Source organism: Streptomyces malaysiense (assembly GCF_000980885.2).
Taxonomy (GTDB): Bacteria; Actinomycetota; Actinomycetes; order Streptomycetales; family Streptomycetaceae; genus Streptomyces; species Streptomyces malaysiense.
This window is the reverse complement of record NZ_LBDA02000031.1, coordinates 15,178-32,318: the sequence shown is the minus strand read 5'-3', so window position 1 is coordinate 32,318 and position 17,141 is coordinate 15,178. Positions and strand designations below refer to the sequence as shown.

At 71.9% G+C, this 17,141-nt stretch carries 16 protein-coding genes, 1 pseudogene and 1 riboswitch; of the genes and pseudogenes, 8 read left to right on the top strand and 9 right to left on the bottom strand.

The features are described from left to right. Positions 1-7 precede the first annotated feature (7 nt). On the top strand, positions 8-1,444 hold the full coding sequence (locus VT52_RS14035; protein WP_046422149.1) for a PTS transporter subunit EIIC: 1,437 nt from the start codon (positions 8-10) through the stop codon (positions 1,442-1,444). Positions 1,445-1,588: 144 nt separating this feature from the next. On the opposite strand, the pseudogene VT52_RS39560 reads toward VT52_RS14035, so the two are convergent. Next, a pseudogene (locus VT52_RS39560) lies at positions 1,589-1,996 on the bottom strand (class I SAM-dependent methyltransferase); the annotation flags it as partial. A gap of 128 nt (positions 1,997-2,124) precedes the next feature. On the opposite strand from VT52_RS39560, the gene VT52_RS14025 reads away from it, so the two are divergent. After that, positions 2,125-2,706: a hypothetical protein gene (locus tag VT52_RS14025; RefSeq protein WP_046422151.1), complete on the top strand. Its 582-nt coding sequence runs from the start codon at positions 2,125-2,127 to the stop codon at positions 2,704-2,706. A gap of 18 nt (positions 2,707-2,724) precedes the next feature. On the opposite strand, the gene VT52_RS14020 is transcribed toward VT52_RS14025, so the two are convergent. The 5 genes from VT52_RS14020 to thrC all read right to left on the bottom strand — a co-directional run bounded on the left by VT52_RS14020 (position 2,725) and on the right by thrC (position 8,214). After that, entirely contained in the window at positions 2,725-3,852 is a 1,128-nt protein-coding gene (locus VT52_RS14020) for an NADH:flavin oxidoreductase (protein ID WP_046422152.1), read from the bottom strand. 223 nt (positions 3,853-4,075) lie between these two features. After that, positions 4,076-5,698: a chaperonin GroEL gene (gene groL, locus VT52_RS14015; protein WP_046422153.1), complete on the bottom strand. Its 1,623-nt coding sequence runs from the start codon at positions 5,696-5,698 to the stop codon at positions 4,076-4,078. A gap of 309 nt (positions 5,699-6,007) precedes the next feature. Then, the gene (locus VT52_RS14010; protein ID WP_037653356.1) at positions 6,008-6,211 is read right to left on the bottom strand and encodes a cold-shock protein; all 204 of its coding nucleotides are present in this window, start codon (positions 6,209-6,211) and stop codon (positions 6,008-6,010) included. Between the two features lie 444 nt (positions 6,212-6,655). Then, positions 6,656-6,934, bottom strand: a complete 279-nt coding sequence (locus tag VT52_RS14005) for a MoaD/ThiS family protein (RefSeq protein ID WP_046422154.1) — start codon at positions 6,932-6,934, stop codon at positions 6,656-6,658. After that, complete coding sequence (thrC, locus tag VT52_RS14000) at positions 6,931-8,214, bottom strand: threonine synthase (protein WP_046422155.1); 1,284 nt, start codon at positions 8,212-8,214, stop codon at positions 6,931-6,933. The genes VT52_RS14005 and thrC overlap by 4 nt, the downstream gene beginning before the upstream one ends. A gap of 18 nt (positions 8,215-8,232) precedes the next feature. Then, positions 8,233-8,379, bottom strand: a riboswitch (SAM riboswitch). A gap of 149 nt (positions 8,380-8,528) precedes the next feature. Here thrC and VT52_RS13995 point away from each other — a divergent pair. Next, positions 8,529-9,473 carry a glucosyl-3-phosphoglycerate synthase gene (locus VT52_RS13995; RefSeq protein WP_046422156.1) on the top strand — a complete coding sequence of 315 codons (945 nt, stop codon included), beginning with the start codon at positions 8,529-8,531 and terminating at the stop codon, positions 9,471-9,473. 82 nt (positions 9,474-9,555) lie between these two features. Further along, positions 9,556-10,983, top strand: a complete 1,428-nt coding sequence (locus VT52_RS13990; RefSeq protein ID WP_107481327.1) for an alpha,alpha-trehalose-phosphate synthase (UDP-forming) — start codon at positions 9,556-9,558, stop codon at positions 10,981-10,983. Here VT52_RS13990 and otsB read toward each other — a convergent pair. From otsB to VT52_RS13975, 3 genes are read right to left on the bottom strand one after another with little or no spacing between them, the layout of a single operon-like run. Beyond that, positions 10,971-11,804, bottom strand: a complete 834-nt coding sequence (gene otsB, locus VT52_RS13985; RefSeq protein WP_046422158.1) for a trehalose-phosphatase — start codon at positions 11,802-11,804, stop codon at positions 10,971-10,973. The genes VT52_RS13990 and otsB overlap by 13 nt on opposite strands. A 48-nt stretch (positions 11,805-11,852) precedes the next feature. Next, positions 11,853-12,092, bottom strand: a complete 240-nt coding sequence (locus VT52_RS13980) for a DUF3263 domain-containing protein (protein WP_240509752.1) — start codon at positions 12,090-12,092, stop codon at positions 11,853-11,855. A gap of 16 nt (positions 12,093-12,108) precedes the next feature. After that, positions 12,109-13,362: an extracellular solute-binding protein gene (locus VT52_RS13975; RefSeq protein WP_240509751.1), complete on the bottom strand. Its 1,254-nt coding sequence runs from the start codon at positions 13,360-13,362 to the stop codon at positions 12,109-12,111. Positions 13,363-13,514: 152 nt separating this feature from the next. On the opposite strand from VT52_RS13975, the gene VT52_RS13970 reads away from it, so the two are divergent. The 4 genes from VT52_RS13970 to VT52_RS13955 all read left to right on the top strand — a co-directional run bounded on the left by VT52_RS13970 (position 13,515) and on the right by VT52_RS13955 (position 17,111). After that, positions 13,515-14,453 carry an ROK family protein gene (locus VT52_RS13970; protein ID WP_079175040.1) on the top strand — a complete coding sequence of 313 codons (939 nt, stop codon included), beginning with the start codon at positions 13,515-13,517 and terminating at the stop codon, positions 14,451-14,453. Beyond that, entirely contained in the window at positions 14,453-15,616 is a 1,164-nt protein-coding gene (gene nagA, locus VT52_RS13965) for an N-acetylglucosamine-6-phosphate deacetylase (protein ID WP_046422162.1), read from the top strand. The genes VT52_RS13970 and nagA overlap by 1 nt, the downstream gene beginning before the upstream one ends. A gap of 107 nt (positions 15,617-15,723) precedes the next feature. Beyond that, the gene (locus tag VT52_RS13960; RefSeq protein WP_046422163.1) at positions 15,724-16,644 is read left to right on the top strand and encodes a 1-phosphofructokinase family hexose kinase; all 921 of its coding nucleotides are present in this window, start codon (positions 15,724-15,726) and stop codon (positions 16,642-16,644) included. Positions 16,645-16,763: 119 nt separating this feature from the next. Continuing rightward, positions 16,764-17,111, top strand: a complete 348-nt coding sequence (locus VT52_RS13955; protein WP_046422164.1) for a peptidase inhibitor family I36 protein — start codon at positions 16,764-16,766, stop codon at positions 17,109-17,111. Positions 17,112-17,141 lie beyond the last annotated feature (30 nt).

Sequence of the window (17,141 nt, the reverse complement as noted above, 5' to 3'; positions counted from 1 at the left end):
TCAAGGGGTGCACACGGACCCCGCCTCCACCGCGACCGCCGTCCTGACCCACCTCGGCGGCCCCGCCAACGTCACCTCCGCGACCCACTGCATGACCCGGCTGCGGCTCACCCTCGCAAAACCGGACGCGGCGGACGGCACGGGGCTGCGGGCGGTGCCCGGGGTGCTCGGGGTGGTGGAGGACGGGGCCGCGTGGCAGATCGTGCTCGGGCCGGGGGTGGTGGCGGCGGTGACGGACCAGGTGCGGGCGCGGCTGGAAGGGGGACCGCCCGCCGCGGCGGCCCTGAAGGAGGAGTTCCGCCGCCGCCACGCCACCCCCCTCAGGACCGCCCTGCGCCGCGTCGCGGGCGTCTTCGTCCCCCTCATCCCCGCCCTGATCGGCTGCGGCATCCTCGCGGGTGTGGGTGGCGTGCTCCGGAACGCCGGCTGGCTGCCCGGCCTCACCCCCGCGCTGACCGCGCTCGCGTCGGCCTTCATGGCGCTGCTCGCGGTGTTCGTCGGCTACAACACGGCCCAGGAGTTCGGCGGCACACCGGTGCTGGGCGCGGCGGTGGCGGCGGTGGTCGTGTACCCGGGCGTGGCGGGGGTGACGGCGTTCGGGACGCGCCTCGCCCCCGGCCAGGGCGGGGTCCTCGGCGCACTGGCCGCCGCCTTCCTCGCCACCCGGGTGGAGCGGTTCTGCCGGGGCCGGGTGCCCGAGACCCTGGACGTCCTGCTCACCCCGACGGTGACGGTCCTCGTCCCCGGCCTGGTCACGCTCTACGGCCTGATGTACGCGGCCGGTACGGTCGCCACCGCGATCGGCGCCGCGGCGAACTGGCTGCTGACCACGACGGGCGCACTGGCCGGCCTGCTGCTGGGCGGCCTCTTCCTCCCCCTGGTCATGCTGGGCCTGCACCAGGCCCTGATCCCCATCCACGCCACTCTCATCCAGCAGCAGGGCTACACCGTCCTGCTCCCCCTGCTGTCCATGGCGGGCGCCGGCCAGGTGGGGGCCGCCCTCGCGGTGTACGTCCGGCTGCGCCACGACGGCTCACTGCGTACGAGAATCCGCTCGGCCCTGCCCGCGGGGCTGCTCGGGGTCGGCGAGCCGCTGATCTACGGCGTGTCCCTGCCCCTCGGCCGCCCCTTCCTGACCGCCTGCGCGGGCGGCGCGGCGGGCGGCGCGTTCATCGGCGCCTTCGCGATGCTCGGCACGAAGGTCGGCGCGACCGCGATCGGCCCCTCGGGCTGGGCCCTCTTCCCCCTGCTGTCCGGCAACCGGAGCCTGGCCGCCACCGCGGCGATCTACGCGGGCGGCCTCCTCACCGGCTACACGGTCGGTTTCCTGGCCACCTGGCTCACCCTCCCGAGGAGCGCGCCACACCAGGGTGTACCGCCAGAAGAAGCCCCGCCGCAGCCGGACCCCGGGCAGCAGCCGGCGGGACTGCCCGGCGATCTCTGAGAAGTCCATCCCCGGCCGCCGCACGGGCGCGGTCATGCCCACGGGCCGTTCCGCGGCGGCCCGCCCCCGGTTCTTCACCCAGCCGAACAGGGCGTTGAGCGGCACGGAGAGGACCCCGCGCACGTCCTCGTCCCGGGCGCACCCCACGACGACCAGCGTGCCGCCGGGCGCCAGCTCCGCCCGGAACCGGGTGAGCGTCTCGGTGAAGGGGAGGTGGTGCAGTACGGCGACACAGGTGATGACGTCGTAGGGGCCGGGCGGCAGCCCGTCGGGGGCGGCGGCGAGGGTGTGCCGGACGTTGGCGAGAGCCCCGCCGCGCTCCCGGGCCCGCTCCAGGATCCCCGGGTCGGAGTCGACCGCCTCCACCCGCTCCGCCCGCCCGGCCAGCAGCCGCGCGAGCTCCCCGGCACCGCACCCCACGTCCAGCGCCCGCCCGAACCGCCGGGGCAACTGCCGCAGCAGCCAGGGGTGGTAGTGGGCGTTGTGGTCCCAGGGGTGGGCGTCGTTGAACCGCCGAAGACCCTCGACCAGTCGCCCCGTCGAAGTCGCCATGGCCCCCACTCCACCACATCCTCCCCTCGGGGAGCACCGGTGGAGCCGTGCCGGTTCCGCGGCGGCATCCTGGACACTGGGGGCAGCGAACGCGCCAGAGATCCGCCTACCGACCGGAACCCACCACCATGAATCACGCCCAGCTGACCGCCCTCGGCCGCGCGCTCCGGCTGCTCGGGGAGCACGGGGAGGCGCTGACCGCCGACACTCCGGACGGACGGCTCCAGGAGATCAGGACGGATCTGCGCCGGGCACTGGATCTGCTGGAGGAGAGCGTCGGGGCGAACGCGCCGGCCACCCGGTGCGCCGAGCATCCGCACGGCCCCGTGGACGAGAGCGCCCCCGACCTGTGCCTGCTGTGCGAGACACGGCGCCGGTCCGCCCGCCGCTCGGAGTACGGGGGCCGGCCGAACCCGGCCGAGCCGGTGGCCACCGCGCCCTCGCGCTACGGCGTCCGGGGCGACCGCCCGCAGCCCCAGCAGCGCTGGCTGCCGGAGCTGTGGAACGGCCAGGAGTGGCAGCTGTGCGGCACCCCCCGGCGCGACCGCCGGGAGGCCGAGGCGTACCTCGCCGCGCAGCGGCGCGGGGCGCGGCCGGCGATGGCGTACCGGCTCGTGCACGAGTTCACCGACTACGAGGTGCTCCGCGTGTGGGGCACCCCGGTACGCGTCGACATCGAGCCGCTGAACGGCAACATCGGCGGGATCTGAGCCCTCGGCGGGGCGACCTCAGCTGAGCGTCTTGATCGACGCCGCGTCGTACGGCGCCAGCTCCGACACCCGGCCCGCGAGCACCTTCGCCGCCCACTGCGGGTCCTGGAGCAGCGCGCGACCGACCGCGATCATGTCGAACTCGTCGGCCTCCAGGCGGTCGAGCAGGTTGTCGATGCCCTGAACCGGGGAGCCCTCGCCGGCGAACGCTCCGGTGAAGTCGCCGTCGAGGCCGACCGAGCCGACGGTGATGGTCTGCTTGCCGGTGAGCTTCTTCGTCCAGCCCGCGAGGTTGAGGTCGGAGCCCTCGAACTCGGGCATCCAGTAGCGGCGGGTGGAGGCGTGGAAGACGTCGACGCCGGCCGCGGCGAGCGGGGCCAGGATCGCCTCCAGCTCCTGCGGGGTCTCGGCGAGCCGGGCGGTGTAGTCCTGCTGCTTCCACTGCGAGTAGCGGAAGATGACGGGGAAGGTGGCCGAGACGCGCTCGCGGACCGCCGCGACGATCTCGGCGGCGAACTTGGTACGGGCCACCGGGTCGCCGCCGTAGGCGTCGCCGCGGCGGTTGGTGCCCTCCCACAGGAACTGGTCGACGAGGTAGCCGTGGGCGCCGTGGATCTCCACGCCGTCGAAGCCGATGCGCTCGGCGTCCGCGGCCGCCTGGGCGAACGCGGCGACGACGTCGTCGAGGTCCTGCCGCGTCATGGCCCTGCCGGTGGGCTCGGCGCCCGCGGTGACCAGGCCGGAGGGGCCCATCGCGGGGGCGGCCGGGAAGGGGGCGTCGCCGTCCTTGCGGACCATGCCGATGTGCCACAGCTGGGGGACGATCGTGCCGCCCGCCGCGTGCACGTCCTCGGCCACCTTCGCCCAGCCCGCCAGCTGCTCCTCACCGTGGAACCGCGGCACCCGGTCGCTCTGGCCGGCCGAGTCGTGGCCGACGTAGGTGCCCTCGGTGACGATCAGGCCGACGCCCGCGGCGGCACGCCGGGAGTAGTACGAGCGCACGTCCTCGCCGGGGACGCCGCCCGGGGAGAACATCCGGGTCATCGGCGCCATCACGATCCGGTTGGGGACGGTGAGGCCGTTGAGGGTGATGGGGCGCGAGAGTACCCGGGCCGCGCGGGAGGCGGGCGGCGTGTCGACGGTCATGTGGGGGCTCCTCGGAAGGCTGCTAACCAGGCGGTATGTGAATGCGCATTGTTGTAGCTGCTTAAGTAAGCCGTTGTACAGAGGCAGGCATTCCCGGACCCGGAAGCGGTCGTCTGTGACCCCGGACACGCCCGGGGTGCGCGGGAAAAGCCCGAGGGCGGCACCCCCTGTCCCTGACAGGAAGTGCCGCCCTCGGTAAGGACGTCGATCAACCGGAGGTCGATCAGAAGTCCATGTCACCGCCCGGCATGCCGCCCGGAGCGGCCGCGGCGGCCTTCTCCGGCTTGTCGGCGATGACGGCCTCGGTGGTGAGGAACAGCGCGGCGATGGAGGCGGCGTTCTGCAGCGCGGAACGGGTCACCTTCGCCGGGTCGATGATGCCCTCGGCGACCAGGTCGACGTACTCGCCGGTCGCGGCGTTCAGGCCGTGGCCCGGGGTCAGGTTGCGCACCTTCTCCACCACGACACCGCCCTCGAGGCCGGCGTTGACGGCGATCTGCTTCAGCGGGGCCTCGAGCGCGATGCGCACGGCGTTGGCGCCGGTCGCCTCGTCACCGTCGAGCTCCAGCTTCTCGAAGACCTGGGAGGCCTGGAGCAGGGCCACGCCACCACCGGCGACGATGCCTTCCTCGACGGCCGCCTTGGCGTTGCGCACGGCGTCCTCGATGCGGTGCTTGCGCTCCTTGAGCTCCACCTCGGTGGCGGCACCGGCCTTGATGACCGCGACGCCGCCCGCGAGCTTGGCCAGGCGCTCCTGGAGCTTCTCGCGGTCGTAGTCGGAGTCGCTGTTCTCGATCTCGGCGCGGATCTGGTTCACGCGGCCGTTGACCTGGTCGGAGGAGCCGGCACCGTCGACGATGGTGGTCTCGTCCTTGGTGATGACGACCTTGCGGGCGCGGCCCAGGAGGTCCAGGGTCGCGTTCTCCAGCTTGAGGCCGACCTCCTCGGAGATGACCTCGCCGCCCGTGAGGATGGCGATGTCGCCGAGCATGGCCTTGCGGCGGTCGCCGAAGCCCGGGGCCTTGACGGCGACGGACTTGAAGGTGCCGCGGATCTTGTTGACGACCAGGGTCGACAGGGCCTCGCCCTCGACGTCCTCGGCGATGATCAGCAGCGGCTTGCCCGACTGCATGACCTTCTCCAGGAGCGGGAGCAGGTCCTTGACGGAGCCGATCTTGGAGTTCGCGATGAGGATGTAGGGGTCCTCCAGCGACGCCTCCATGCGCTCCATGTCGGTGGCGAAGTAGGCGGAGATGTAGCCCTTGTCGAAGCGCATGCCCTCGGTGAGCTCGAGCTCCAGACCGAAGGTGTTGCTCTCCTCGACGGTGATGACGCCTTCCTTGCCGACCTTGTCCATCGCCTCGGCGATCAGCTCGCCGATCTGGGTGTCGGCGGCGGAGATGGACGCGGTGGAGGCGATCTGCTCCTTGGTCTCGACGTCCTTCGCCTGCTCCAGCAGGGCGGCGGAGACGGCCTCGACGGCCTTCTCGATGCCGCGCTTCAGGGCCATCGGGTTGGCGCCGGCGGCGACGTTGCGCAGGCCTTCCTTGACCAGGGCCTGGGCGAGCACGGTCGCGGTGGTCGTACCGTCACCGGCGACGTCGTCCGTCTTCTTGGCGACTTCCTTGACCAGCTCGGCGCCGATCTTCTCGTACGGGTCCTCGAGCTCGATCTCCTTGGCGATGGAGACACCATCGTTGGTGATCGTGGGGGCGCCCCACTTCTTCTCGAGGACGACGTTGCGACCCTTGGGGCCGAGCGTCACCTTGACGGCGTCCGCGAGCTGGTTCATGCCGCGCTCGAGGCCGCGCCGCGCCTCCTCGTCGAACGCGATGATCTTGGCCATGTGAAGTGGTCCCTCCAGGACTGGGGGTGATTCCTTCGGACCGCGCCCGCGCCCGCGACGGACGGTTCGCCGGCCTGTGGTTCCTTGCCCCACGTGGCCCGCGGACCTCACCGACCCGGTCCTTCTTTGTCACTCTCACCTTCAGAGTGCTAACGCAATGATTAGCACTCGGCATGGTCGAGTGCAAGCGCCTTGGGCCCTCCCGGGCCTCCTCGGCGGCCGGGTCCGCCGGAGGCGAACACGCGCGGGCCGGGCACGCCGAAGGGCCCGCACCCTGTGCGAGGTGCGGGCCCTTCGGTGGAGAAACGTTCAGACGGCGACGCGAACCATGTCGGCCTGCGGACCCTTCTGGCCCTGCGAGATCTCGAACTCGACTCGCTGGCCCTCCTCCAGGGTGCGGTAGCCGTCCATCTGAATGGCGCTGTAATGGACGAAGACGTCCGCACCACCGTCGACCGCGATGAAGCCGTACCCCTTCTCCGCGTTGAACCACTTGACGGTGCCCTGAGCCATGCCTAACTCCCCTATTACTGGCCCTTGCACAGATCCGCACTTCGCGGACCCGGGTCAGACCTCGCCCCCCGATGTGTCGGGGGCGTGCGCCGGAACGCGTCGACCGCGGCTGAATGTATCTGTCCAACTGCCGTCTGCAACAGGTCAATTGGACGAGAATTCTGGACGCGAACGATCCGGAATGTAGGGAGAATTCGTCCGAATTCAGGGCAAGTCGGGCCCCGTAAAAGACGCAAAAGCCGCGGAAAGCCCGTGCATTTTGGCTACTTCTTGTCGGGCCCGCAGAAGAGAATCGAGGGCTTACCCTCGATCATCGGAGGGCGCGTTCCCCAACTGTACCGCGCTCAATCACGCAGAATTGCCCCCTCCGCTTCTCTCACGGAGAGGGCAATCCGACGTACCTTCGGTGACCGTCATTACCCAAGGTAATGATCGATCGTCCGGTCAGCAGCCGCCGGCCACCGCCGGGATGATGGAGACGCCCGCGCCGTCCGGGGTGGAGGTCTGGAGTCCCTGCTCGAAACGGACGTCGTCGTCGTTGACGTACACGTTCACGAACCGGCGCAGCCTGCCCTGGTCGTCCAGGACGCGGGCGGCGATGCCGGCGTGGTTCTTCTCCAGGTCCTCGATGACCTCGCCGAGCGTCCCGCCCTCGGCGGCGACCTCGGCCTGTCCGCCGGTGTAGGTGCGCAGGATGGTGGGGATGCGAACGGTCACGCTCATGCGAGGCCAGCCTCTCGGAAGGAGTCCAGGTTCGGGCGGATGGTGGCGGTCAGGCCGGTGCCGGCCACCGCGTCGAGGGTCTTCAGGCCGTCGCCGGTGTTGAGGACGACGGTGGTCTTCGCCGGGTCGAGCGCCCCGCTCTCGATCAGCTTCCTCGTGACGCCGACGGTCACCCCGCCGGCCGTCTCGGCGAAGATGCCCTCGGTGCGGGCCAGCAGCTTGATCGCGGCCACGACCTGCTCGTCCGTCACGTCCTCCACCGCGCCGCCGGTGCGCCGGGCGATGTCCAGGACGTAGGGGCCGTCGGCCGGGTTGCCGATGGCGAGGGACTTGGCGATGGTGTCCGGCTTCTGGGGCCTGACCACGTCGTGGCCCGCCTTGTAGGCCGTCGAGACCGGCGAGCAGCCCTCGGCCTGGGCACCGAAGATCTTGTACGGCCGGTCCTCGACCAGGCCGAGCTCGATCAGCTCCCGGAGACCCTTGTCGATCTTGGTGAGCTGGGAGCCGGAGGCGATCGGGACCACGATCTGGTCGGGCAGCCGCCAGCCGAGCTGCTCGCAGATCTCGTACGCCAGGGTCTTGGAGCCCTCGGCGTAGTACGGCCGCAGGTTCACGTTGACGAAGCCCCAGCCCTCGCCGGCCGGGTCGCCGATCAGCTCGGAGCAGAAGCGGTTCACGTCGTCGTAGTTGCCCTCGATGCCGACGAGTTCACCGCCGTAGACCGCGGCCATGACGACCTTGCCCTGTTCCAGGTCGTGCGGGATGAAGACGCAGGAGCGCAGACCGGCGCGGGCGGCGGCGGCGCCGACGGCGCCGGCCAGGTTGCCGGTGGAGGAGCAGGAAAGCGTGGTGAAGCCGAAGGCGCGGGCCGCCTCCAGCGCCTGGGCGACGACCCGGTCCTTGAAGGAGTGGGTCGGGTTGCCGGAGTCGTCCTTGACGTACAGACCGCCGGTGACGCCCAGCTCGCGGGCCAGGTTGTCCGCCTTGACCAGCTTGGTCCAGCCGGGGTTGATGTTCGGCTTGCCGGCGACGTCGGCCGGGACCGGCAGCAGCGGGGCGTAGCGCCAGATGTTGGCGGGGCCGTCCTCGATCCGCTTGCGCAGCTCTTCGGTGTCGTAGGCGGAGAAGTCGTAGGCGATCTCCAGCGGTCCGAAACACTCCTCGCAGGCGAAGACCGGGCCGAGCGGGACGCGGTGGCCGCATTCGCGACAGCTGAGGGCGGCGGCGGGGCCGAGATCGACGGCGGAGGTACCGGAGGTGGCGATTGTCTGCACAGCCATGGGAGGCGAGGCCCTTTCTCCTCATCTTCCTCACGACGCACTTCGCCGTGAGACGGATTTGGCACCTTCCCTAGCCGGGAGCCTCGCTGTCGTGGATCACGAGAACCGGCTGGAGGGTTGCCGGGGCTTCATCGGGCCGTGTCCCTCTGCCCCTCTGGATGAGCGGTATTCGATTGTGTCCGCAGTGCTGCGGCGTGTCCGCGCGCGACCCCCGACATGCGATGGTCATCGGCGTTGCTCAAGACTGTAACCGAAGGCCTGGAGAGTTGAGATAGTCGTCCGTACCGCGAGACGAGCGTGAGGAGCCGGGGACCGTGCTGGAAGAAGTCGAGCGCTGGATGGGCAATCGCTCCTGGTCCGTGCGCGACCGGCCGTCGCACCAGGTCCTGGCGGCGAAACAGCGCACCGGCCAGACCGTCAGCGTGGTGCTGCCCGCGCTCGACGAGGAGGAGACCGTCGGCGAGATCGTCGCGGTGATCCGGCGCGATCTGATGGAGCGGGTGCCGCTCGTCGACGAGGTCCTCGTGATCGACTCCGGCTCCGCCGACCGCACCTCCGAGGTCGCCGCCGCGGCCGGCGCGCGGGTGGTGCACCGGGACGCGATCCTGCCCCGGATACCCGCCGTGCGGGGCAAGGGCGAGGTGCTGTGGCGCTCGCTGCTCGTCGCCACCGGGGACATCATCTGCTTCATCGACGCGGACCTCAGGGAGTTCTCCTCCGACTTCGTCCTCGGCATCGTCGGGCCGCTGCTCACCGAGCCGGACGTGCAGCTGGTCAAGGCGATGTACGACCGTCCGCTGGCCGGAGCGGCGGGGCAGGGCGGCCGGGTCACCGAGCTGATGGCGCGCCCGCTGCTGAACATGCACTGGCCGCAGCTGGCGGGCTTCGTGCAGCCGCTGGGCGGGGAGTACGCGGCCCGCCGCGCGCTGCTCGAACGGCTCCCGTTCCCGGTCGGGTACGGGGTGGAGCTGGGCATGCTGGTGGACGCCCTGCACCTGGTGGGCCTGGACGCGCTGGCCCAGGTGGACGTCGGCGTGCGCAAGCACCGGCACCAGGACGGGCAGGCGCTCGGCCGGATGGCGGCGGCGATCTACCGCACGGCCCAGCTGCGGCTGGCCCGCGGCCACCTCGTGCGCCCCGCGCTCACCCAGTTCGAGCGGGGTGTCCTCGGCTTCGAGCCGCGCACCTACCCGGTGGACACCGAGGAGCGGCCGCCGATGACCGAGATCGCGGAGTACGCCCGGCGCCGGGTGGCCTGAACGCGCAGGCAGGCCGGGTACGGCCGGGTTCCGCGGTGGTCCGCGGGTTTGAGTGTTTCCGGGCCGGGCTAGGTTCTGGACCATGGTTTCCACCCACGGTGCTGAGGTGCTGGTCGCCTCCAATCGCGGCCCGGTCTCGTACGAGGCGGCCGAGGACGGTTCACTGCGCGCCAGGCGGGGCGGCGGCGGGCTGGTCTCGGGCCTGTCGGCGATCGGTCCGGAGACGGACGCGGTCTGGGTGTGCGCCGCGCTGGGCGACGGCGACCGGGAGGCCGCGCGCCGCGCCGAGGGCGGCCCGCTGCCGGAGGCGGACACCGGCGGGCAGCGGGTGCGGATGCTGGACATCGATCCGGACGTCTTCGCCGGCGCGTACAACGGGATCGCCAACTCGGTGCTCTGGTTCGTGCACCACATGCTGTACCAGACACCGCTGGAGCCCGTCTTCGACGCGGAGTTCCGGCGCCGGTGGGCGGCGTACGAGGCGTACAACCGGGCGTTCGCCGAGGCGCTGGCCGAGGAGGCCGGCGAGGGGGCGGCGGTGCTGATCCAGGACTACCACCTGGCGCTCGCCCCGCGGATGCTCCGGAGGCTGCGGCCCGACCTGCGCATCGGCCACTTCTCGCACACACCGTGGGCACCGGCGGAGTACTTCCGGCTGCTGCCGGACGACATCGCGGCGCAGCTGCTGACCGGGATCCTCGGCGCGGACCGGGCGGCCTTCCTCACCCGGCGGTGGGCGGACGCGTTCACCGAATGCTGCCACGCGGTGCTGGGACCGGGGATCCCCTCCGGTACCCGGATCGGGGTGCACGGCCTGGGCGCGGACGCCGACTTCCTGCGCGAGCGGTCCCACCGGCCGGACGTGGCCGAGCGGATGGCGGCGCTGCGGGCCGAGACCGGCGAGGGCCGCCGGACGATCGTCCGGGTCGACCGTACCGAGCTGTCCAAGAACATCGTGCGCGGGCTGCTGGCGTACCGACAGCTGCTGGACGCGCACCCCGAGTGGCGGGAGCGGGTCGTGCACCTCGCGTTCGCGTACCCCTCCCGGCAGGACCTCGCCGTGTACCGGGACTACACGGCGGAGGTGGCCCGGGTCGCCGAGGAGATCAACTCGGTCTACGGGACGCCGGGTTGGGTCCCTGTGGTGCTGCATGTGAAGGACGACTTCGCCCGCTCCCTGGCCGCGTACCGGCTGGCCGACGTGGCGCTGGTCAACCCGATCCGGGACGGCATGAACCTGGTCGCCAAGGAGGTCCCGGTCGTCTCCGACGAGGGCTGCGTGCTGGTGCTCTCACGGGAGGCGGGGGCGCACGAGGAGATGGGCGAGGACGCGCTCACGGTCAATCCGTACGACGTCACGGGCACGGCCGAGGCGCTGCACACGGCGCTGACCATGCCGGCGGCGGAACGGGCCGAACGATCGAAGCGGCTGGCCGCGGCGGGGACGGCGCTGCCGCCGGCCCGGTGGTTCCTGGACCAGCTGCACGCCCTGGACGATCAGACCAGCTGAGCCGCCAGCGCGGTGAGAAGTGCCACGACGCCCTCGGGGCCGTCGACCACCAGGTCCGCCTTGTCGGCCAGTTCGGTGACCTCCGTGCTGCCGCTGCACACGAGGAGCCCGGGGGTTCCCTCGGAGCGGAGTTTGTCGACGGCCGCGTAGGCGGGGAGGTCGCCGAGGTCGTCGCCGGCGTAGAGGACGGATCCGGCGCCGGTCTCACGCAGGTACTCGCCGAGGGCGACGCCCTTGTCCATGCCGGGCGGACGCAGTTCCAGGACCATCCGGCCGGGTTCGACGATCAGCCCGTGGCGGGTGGCGAGGTCGGTGAGGGGGGCGCGCAGGGCCTCGAACGCGGCCGCCGGGTCCTGTGCGCGGCGGGTGTGCACCGCGACGGCCCGGCCCTTCTCCTCGATCCAGGTGCCGCGCCAGGCGCCGACCCGGTCCAGCAGGCCCGGCAGCTCGGCGCGGACGGCGGCGACGCCGGGGTGGGGGGCGGGGGCGGTGACGGTGCCCGTGGCGGCGTCCCAGCGTTCGGCGCCGTAGTGGCCGAGGACGGTGAGGTGGTCGAGGCCGGGCACACCGGCGAAGCCGCCGTGGCGGACCGCGACGCCGGCGGGCCTGCCGGTGATCACGGCGACGTGGGCGACCTTGGGGGCGAGGGCGGTGAGCGCGGCGACGGCGGCGGGGTGGGCGCGGGCCTGCTCGGGGTCGGCGACGATGGGGGCGAGGGTGCCGTCGAAGTCCAGGCCGATCACCGCGGCGGCGGGGTTGTCGAGCAGCGCGGCGAGTCCGTCCCGGCCGGCCTGGGTGGCGGGGGTCGGCAGAGGATCCATGTACCGACACTATCCAGCGGGGGCGGTTGTCACGCCTGGTACTTCGCCTCAGCGCTCCGAACGGCGCGCCTCCCTGACCCGGCGCAGGCGGTTCACCGTGACCGGGTCGTGGGAGAGGGCGCGTTCGTCGTCGAGGAGGGCGTTGAGGAGCTGGTAGTAGCGGACCGGGGAGAGGTGGAGGTCCTCACGGATGGCGCGTTCCTTCGCGCCGGGGCCGGGGAAGGGCCTGCGTTCCAGCGCGAGGACGGCCTTCTCCCGGTCGCCCAGTTCCATGTCACCCGGTTCCATGGGGAAACCGTAGCGCTCAGCCGGTGCCGGCCGCGCTGTCCGCCGCCGTGGCCGTGGCCTGGAGGCGGGTGAGGACGCCGGCGGGGTCGCCGCCGGGTGCGACGGCTTGGCCGATGTTCTGCTTCACGGCCGCGCTGACCGACGCCCAGGAGGTCTTGCCCACCGGATACAGCTCGCTCGTGGCCAGCTGGTCCAGGAAGGGGTGCAGGGCCTTGTCGGGCGCCGCGTCCGACGCGCTCATGGCGTTGGACGCGGAGGTGGTGACCGGGAGGAGCCCGTAGTCGCGGGAGAAGTCGAGGACGTTCTTCTCGCTGTAGACGAAGTTCAGGAAGTCGCCGATCTGGTCGGCGTGGCCGTTCTGCTTGAACGCCATCATCCAGTCGGACACCCCCATCGACGCCCGCGCCCGCCCGGTCCGGCTCGGCGTCGGCACCATGCCGAAGCGCACGCCCTTCGCCTCGGCCTGCTGGATCAGCGTGGGGTGTCCGTCGACCATGCCGACCTGGCCGTCGGCGAACGCCGCGAACGCCTGCGCCCGGTTCAGCTTCCCCGGCGCCACCGGCCCGGTCAGCCCCTTGGCGACCAGGTCGTCCTTGAGCCAGGAGAAGGTCCGCACGTTCTGCTCGGAGTCGATGGTGTAGGTGCCGATCTCATCGGTGAAGCCGGTGCCCCCGGTACCGCCGTCGCCGCCGCTGAGCAACCACTGCATCGTCTCGGCCTGCGCCTCCTCGGGCCCCAGCGGCAGCGCGAACGGGTACTTCACGCCCTTCGCCTTGAGCGCCCTGGCGTCCGCGGCCAGCTCGTCCCAGCTGGTGGGCGGGGTGATCCCGGCGCTCGTGAAGAGCGTCTTGTTGTAGAAGAGCACCCGTGTGGACGCGGCGAAGGGGATGCCGTACTGCGTATGGCTCCACTGGCCGGCGTCGGCCAGCTGGGAGAGGAAGTCCGCCTGGGTGCGGATGGAGAGCAGGTCGGAGGCCGCGTAGAGCTTGCCGGCCGCCGCGTAGTCGGCGTACGCGCCGATCTGCGCCATGTCCGGGGCGTGCCCGGCGTCGACCATCTCCTTGACCTTGCGGTCGACGTCGTTCCAGGAATACACGCTGACCTGGACCTTCACGCCAGGGTGGGTCGTCTCGTACTCCTTGACCAGCGAGTCCCAGTACTTCTGCGAACTGTTCGCCGCCGAGTCGCCGTAGTCCGCGGCCACGAGTCTGAGCGTCACGTCGGAGGAGCCCGTGCTCCCGCAGCCGCCGAGGAACGCGGTCATGCCCATGGCGGACACCGTCGCGATCATTCCTGCCGTACGCCGACGCACCGTCAAAACCTCAACCCTGCTGTCCGAACGAATAAATCAGATGAACGCCTAAGGTCTACACCACGTGAGTGGACTAGACCTCTCGTGGGTCAGCGGGCCACACTGTCCCCGTGAGACATGTCATCGCCCTGGACGTGGGCGGTACCGGGATGAAGGCCGCCCTCGTCGGGGACGACGGCGCCCTGCTGCACCGCGCCCGCCGCGCCACCGGCCGCGAACGCGGCCCCGACGCGGTGGTCGCGGGCATCCTCGACTTCGCCGCCGAGCTGTACGCGTACGGCGCCGAGCACCACGGGCCGCCGGCCGCCGCGGGCATAGCGGTGCCCGGCATCGTCGACGAGGAGCACGGCACCGCCGTCTACGCCGCCAACCTCGGCTGGAAGGACGTACCGCTGCGCGATCTGCTCGCGAAACGGCTCGGGGTGCCCGTCGCGCTCGGCCACGACGTGCGCACCGGCGGGCTGGCCGAGGGCCGGATCGGCGCGGGCCGGGGTGCCGACCGCTTCCTGTTCGTGCCGCTCGGCACCGGCATCGCGGGCGCGATCGGGATCGACGGCCGGGTGGAGTCCGGGGCGCACGGCTTCGCGGGCGAGATCGGCCATGTCGTCGTACGGCCCGGCGGCGCGTCCTGCCCCTGCGGGCAGCGCGGCTGCCTGGAGCGGTACGCCTCCGCGTCCGCCGTCAGCGAGGCCTGGGCCGCGGCCGGCGGGAACCCGGACGCGGACGCGGCCGACTGCGCACGGGCCGTCGCGGCGGGCGACCCCGGCGCCCGGCGGGTCTGGCAGGAGGCGGTGGACGCGCTCGCCGACGGTCTGGTCACCGCGCTCACCCTGCTGGACCCGCGCACGCTGATCATCGGTGGCGGTCTCGCCGAGGCGGGGGAAGTGTTGTTCCAGCCCCTGCGGGACGCCGTCCGGCGCCGGGTCACCTTCCAGAAACTGCCGTCCATCGTCCCCGCCGCCCTCGGCGACACCGCCGGCTGCCTGGGCGCGGGCCTGCTCGCGCGGGACCTGTTGACGATCACTTCTACTCCGGAGGTAGACACCTGATGGCCAGTCCAAGAGGAGCCGCGACGAACCCGCGGGTACTCACCGGCGCGAACGTCGTCCTCCCCACCGGAACGGTGCGAAACGGCCGCGTGGCCGTGGACGGCACGCGCATCGCCGGCAGCGCGCCGGCCGGCGCCGCCGTGCTCGACGTGTCCGGCCACTGGCTCGTCCCCGGCTTCGTCGACCTCCACAACCACGGCGGCGGCGGCGCCTCCTTCTCCGGCACCGCCGAGCAGATCCTCACCGCCGTCCGCACCCACCGGGCGCACGGCACCACCACCCTCGTCGCCTCCACCGTCACCGACGAGATGGACCTGCTGGTCCGCCAGGCCGGGCTGCTCAGCGAGCTGGCCGAGCAGGGCGAGATCGCGGGCATCCACTTCGAGGGGCCGTTCATCTCGCCGTGCCGCAAGGGCGCCCACTCCGAGGCGCTGCTGCGCGACCCGGAGCCGGCCGAGGTGCGCAAGCTGATCGACGCGGCGCGCGGGCAGGCGCGGATGCTCACCCTCGCCGCCGAGCTGCCGGGTGGCATCGACTCGGTACGGCTGCTCGCCGAACACGGGGTGATCGCGGCGATCGGGCACACGGACGCGACGTACGAGCAGACGGTGGACGCCATCGAGGCGGGTGCCACGGTCGCCACGCACCTCTTCAACGCGATGCCCGGCCTCGGCCACCGCACCCCGGGTCCGGTCGCCGCCCTCCTGGAGGACGAGCGGGTGACGGTCGAGCTGATCAACGACGGCACCCACCTGCACCCGGCCGCCCTGGAGCTGGCGTTCCACCACGCGGGCGCGGACCGGGTGGCGTTCATCACCGACGCGATGGACGCGGCCGGGACCGGCGACGGCCGCTACATGCTGGGCCCGCTGGAGGTGGAGGTCAGCGAGGGGGTGGCCCGGCTGGTGGAGGGCGGTTCGATCGCGGGCTCCACGCTGACGCTGGACCGCGCCTTCAAGCGGGCGGTGACCGTGGACCGGCTGCCGGTCGAGGACGCGGTGAAGGCCCTGTCCGCCAACCCGGCCCGGCTGCTCGGCGTTTCGGACCGGGTCGGCTCCCTGGAGCCCGGCAAGGACGCGGACCTGGTGCTGCTGGACGCGGACTTCGACGTGCGGGGCGTGATGCGGCGCGGCGAGTGGGTGGTCGCTCCCCAACTGGGCTGATAGGCCCGGCTTCTCCCGCTGCCGGGGGCCGACCCGCGTCTGTGTCGGCCCCCGGCTCTTTGGCATGATCGGGCCCCGGAACGACGGCTTCGAGGGAGGCAGCCCGGGTGATTCTCACGGTCACGCTGAACACCGCTCTCGACATCACCCATCGGGTGGCGTCGCTGCGTCCGCACACCTCGCACCGGGTGTCGGAGGTCATCGAGCGTCCGGGCGGCAAGGGCGTGAACGTGGGCCGGGTGCTCGCCGCGCTCGGACACGAGGTGACGGTCACCGGGTTCGCGGGCGGCGGCACGGGCCGGGCGCTGCGGGACGGGCTCGCCGGGACCGAGGGGCTGACGGACGCGCTGGTGCCGGTGGCGGGGGCGACACGGCGCACCATCGCGGTCGTGGACGAACATTCCGGCGACACCACGCAGTTGAACGAGCCGGGCCCGCAGATCGCGCCCGCGGAGTGGGTCACGTTCCTGGACCGCTACGCGGAGCTGCTCTCCGGCGCCTCGGCGGTGGCCCTGTGCGGCAGCCTGCCACCGGGGGTCCCGGTGGGGGCGTACGCGGGCCTGATCCGCACGGCGCGCTCCATGGGCGTACCGGTCCTGCTGGACACCAGCGGCGAGCCGCTGCGCCGCGGGGTGGCGGCCCGCCCCGACATCATCAAGCCCAACGCCGACGAACTGGCCGAACTCACCGGGTCCCACGACCCGTTGCGCGCCACCGAATCCGCCCGCCGCCGCGGCGCCCACACGGTCATCACCTCCCTGGGCCCGAACGGCCTGCTGGCCACCACTCCCGAGGGCCGCTGGCACGCCACCCCGCCGGGCCGGATGCACGGCAATCCCACCGGCGCGGGCGACTCGGCGGTCGCCGCGCTCCTGTCCGGCCTGGTGACCCGGCTCCCCTGGCCGTCCCGCCTCGCCCACGCCGTCGCCCTCTCGGCGGCCACCGTACGAGCGCCCGCGGCGGGCGAGTTCGACCGCGCGACCTACGAGAGACTCCTGGAGCGAGTGTCGGTGACGACGGCGTCATAGCCTTGCATCCGGACACACCGCCTGACAGATCGATCGAAAAGCACTCTTTCCCCTTATACCAGCCGAATGATCACCATTTGCTACATTGACCAGTAGTGGCCGATATAGGGGAACCTCACATGAGCATGCTCACGAAGAGCCTGGCGACGGTGGCTGTGGCCGGCGCGTTGCTGGGCGGCACCTTTGCCACACCGGCCGCGGCGGCCGCTCCCAACACCTGCCCGAAGGGCAGGTTCTGCGGATGGTCGGGGACGAACAGGACCGGGACCAGGACGGTCTACTCCGAAACACCCGGCTGTATCCCTCTCGCCCACATCGCCCGGTCCGTCTCGAACCAGACCTCTTACACTCTGGTCTTCTGGAAGGCCACCCTCGGCTGTGCCACCGGCACCAAGCTGGTCACTCTGAAGCCGGGCAGCTACGCGGACAACCCCGGCAGCGCCAACTCGGTCGAGATTTACGGCTGAGGTGCGCCAAAGGGCTTTACCTGAAGTTCG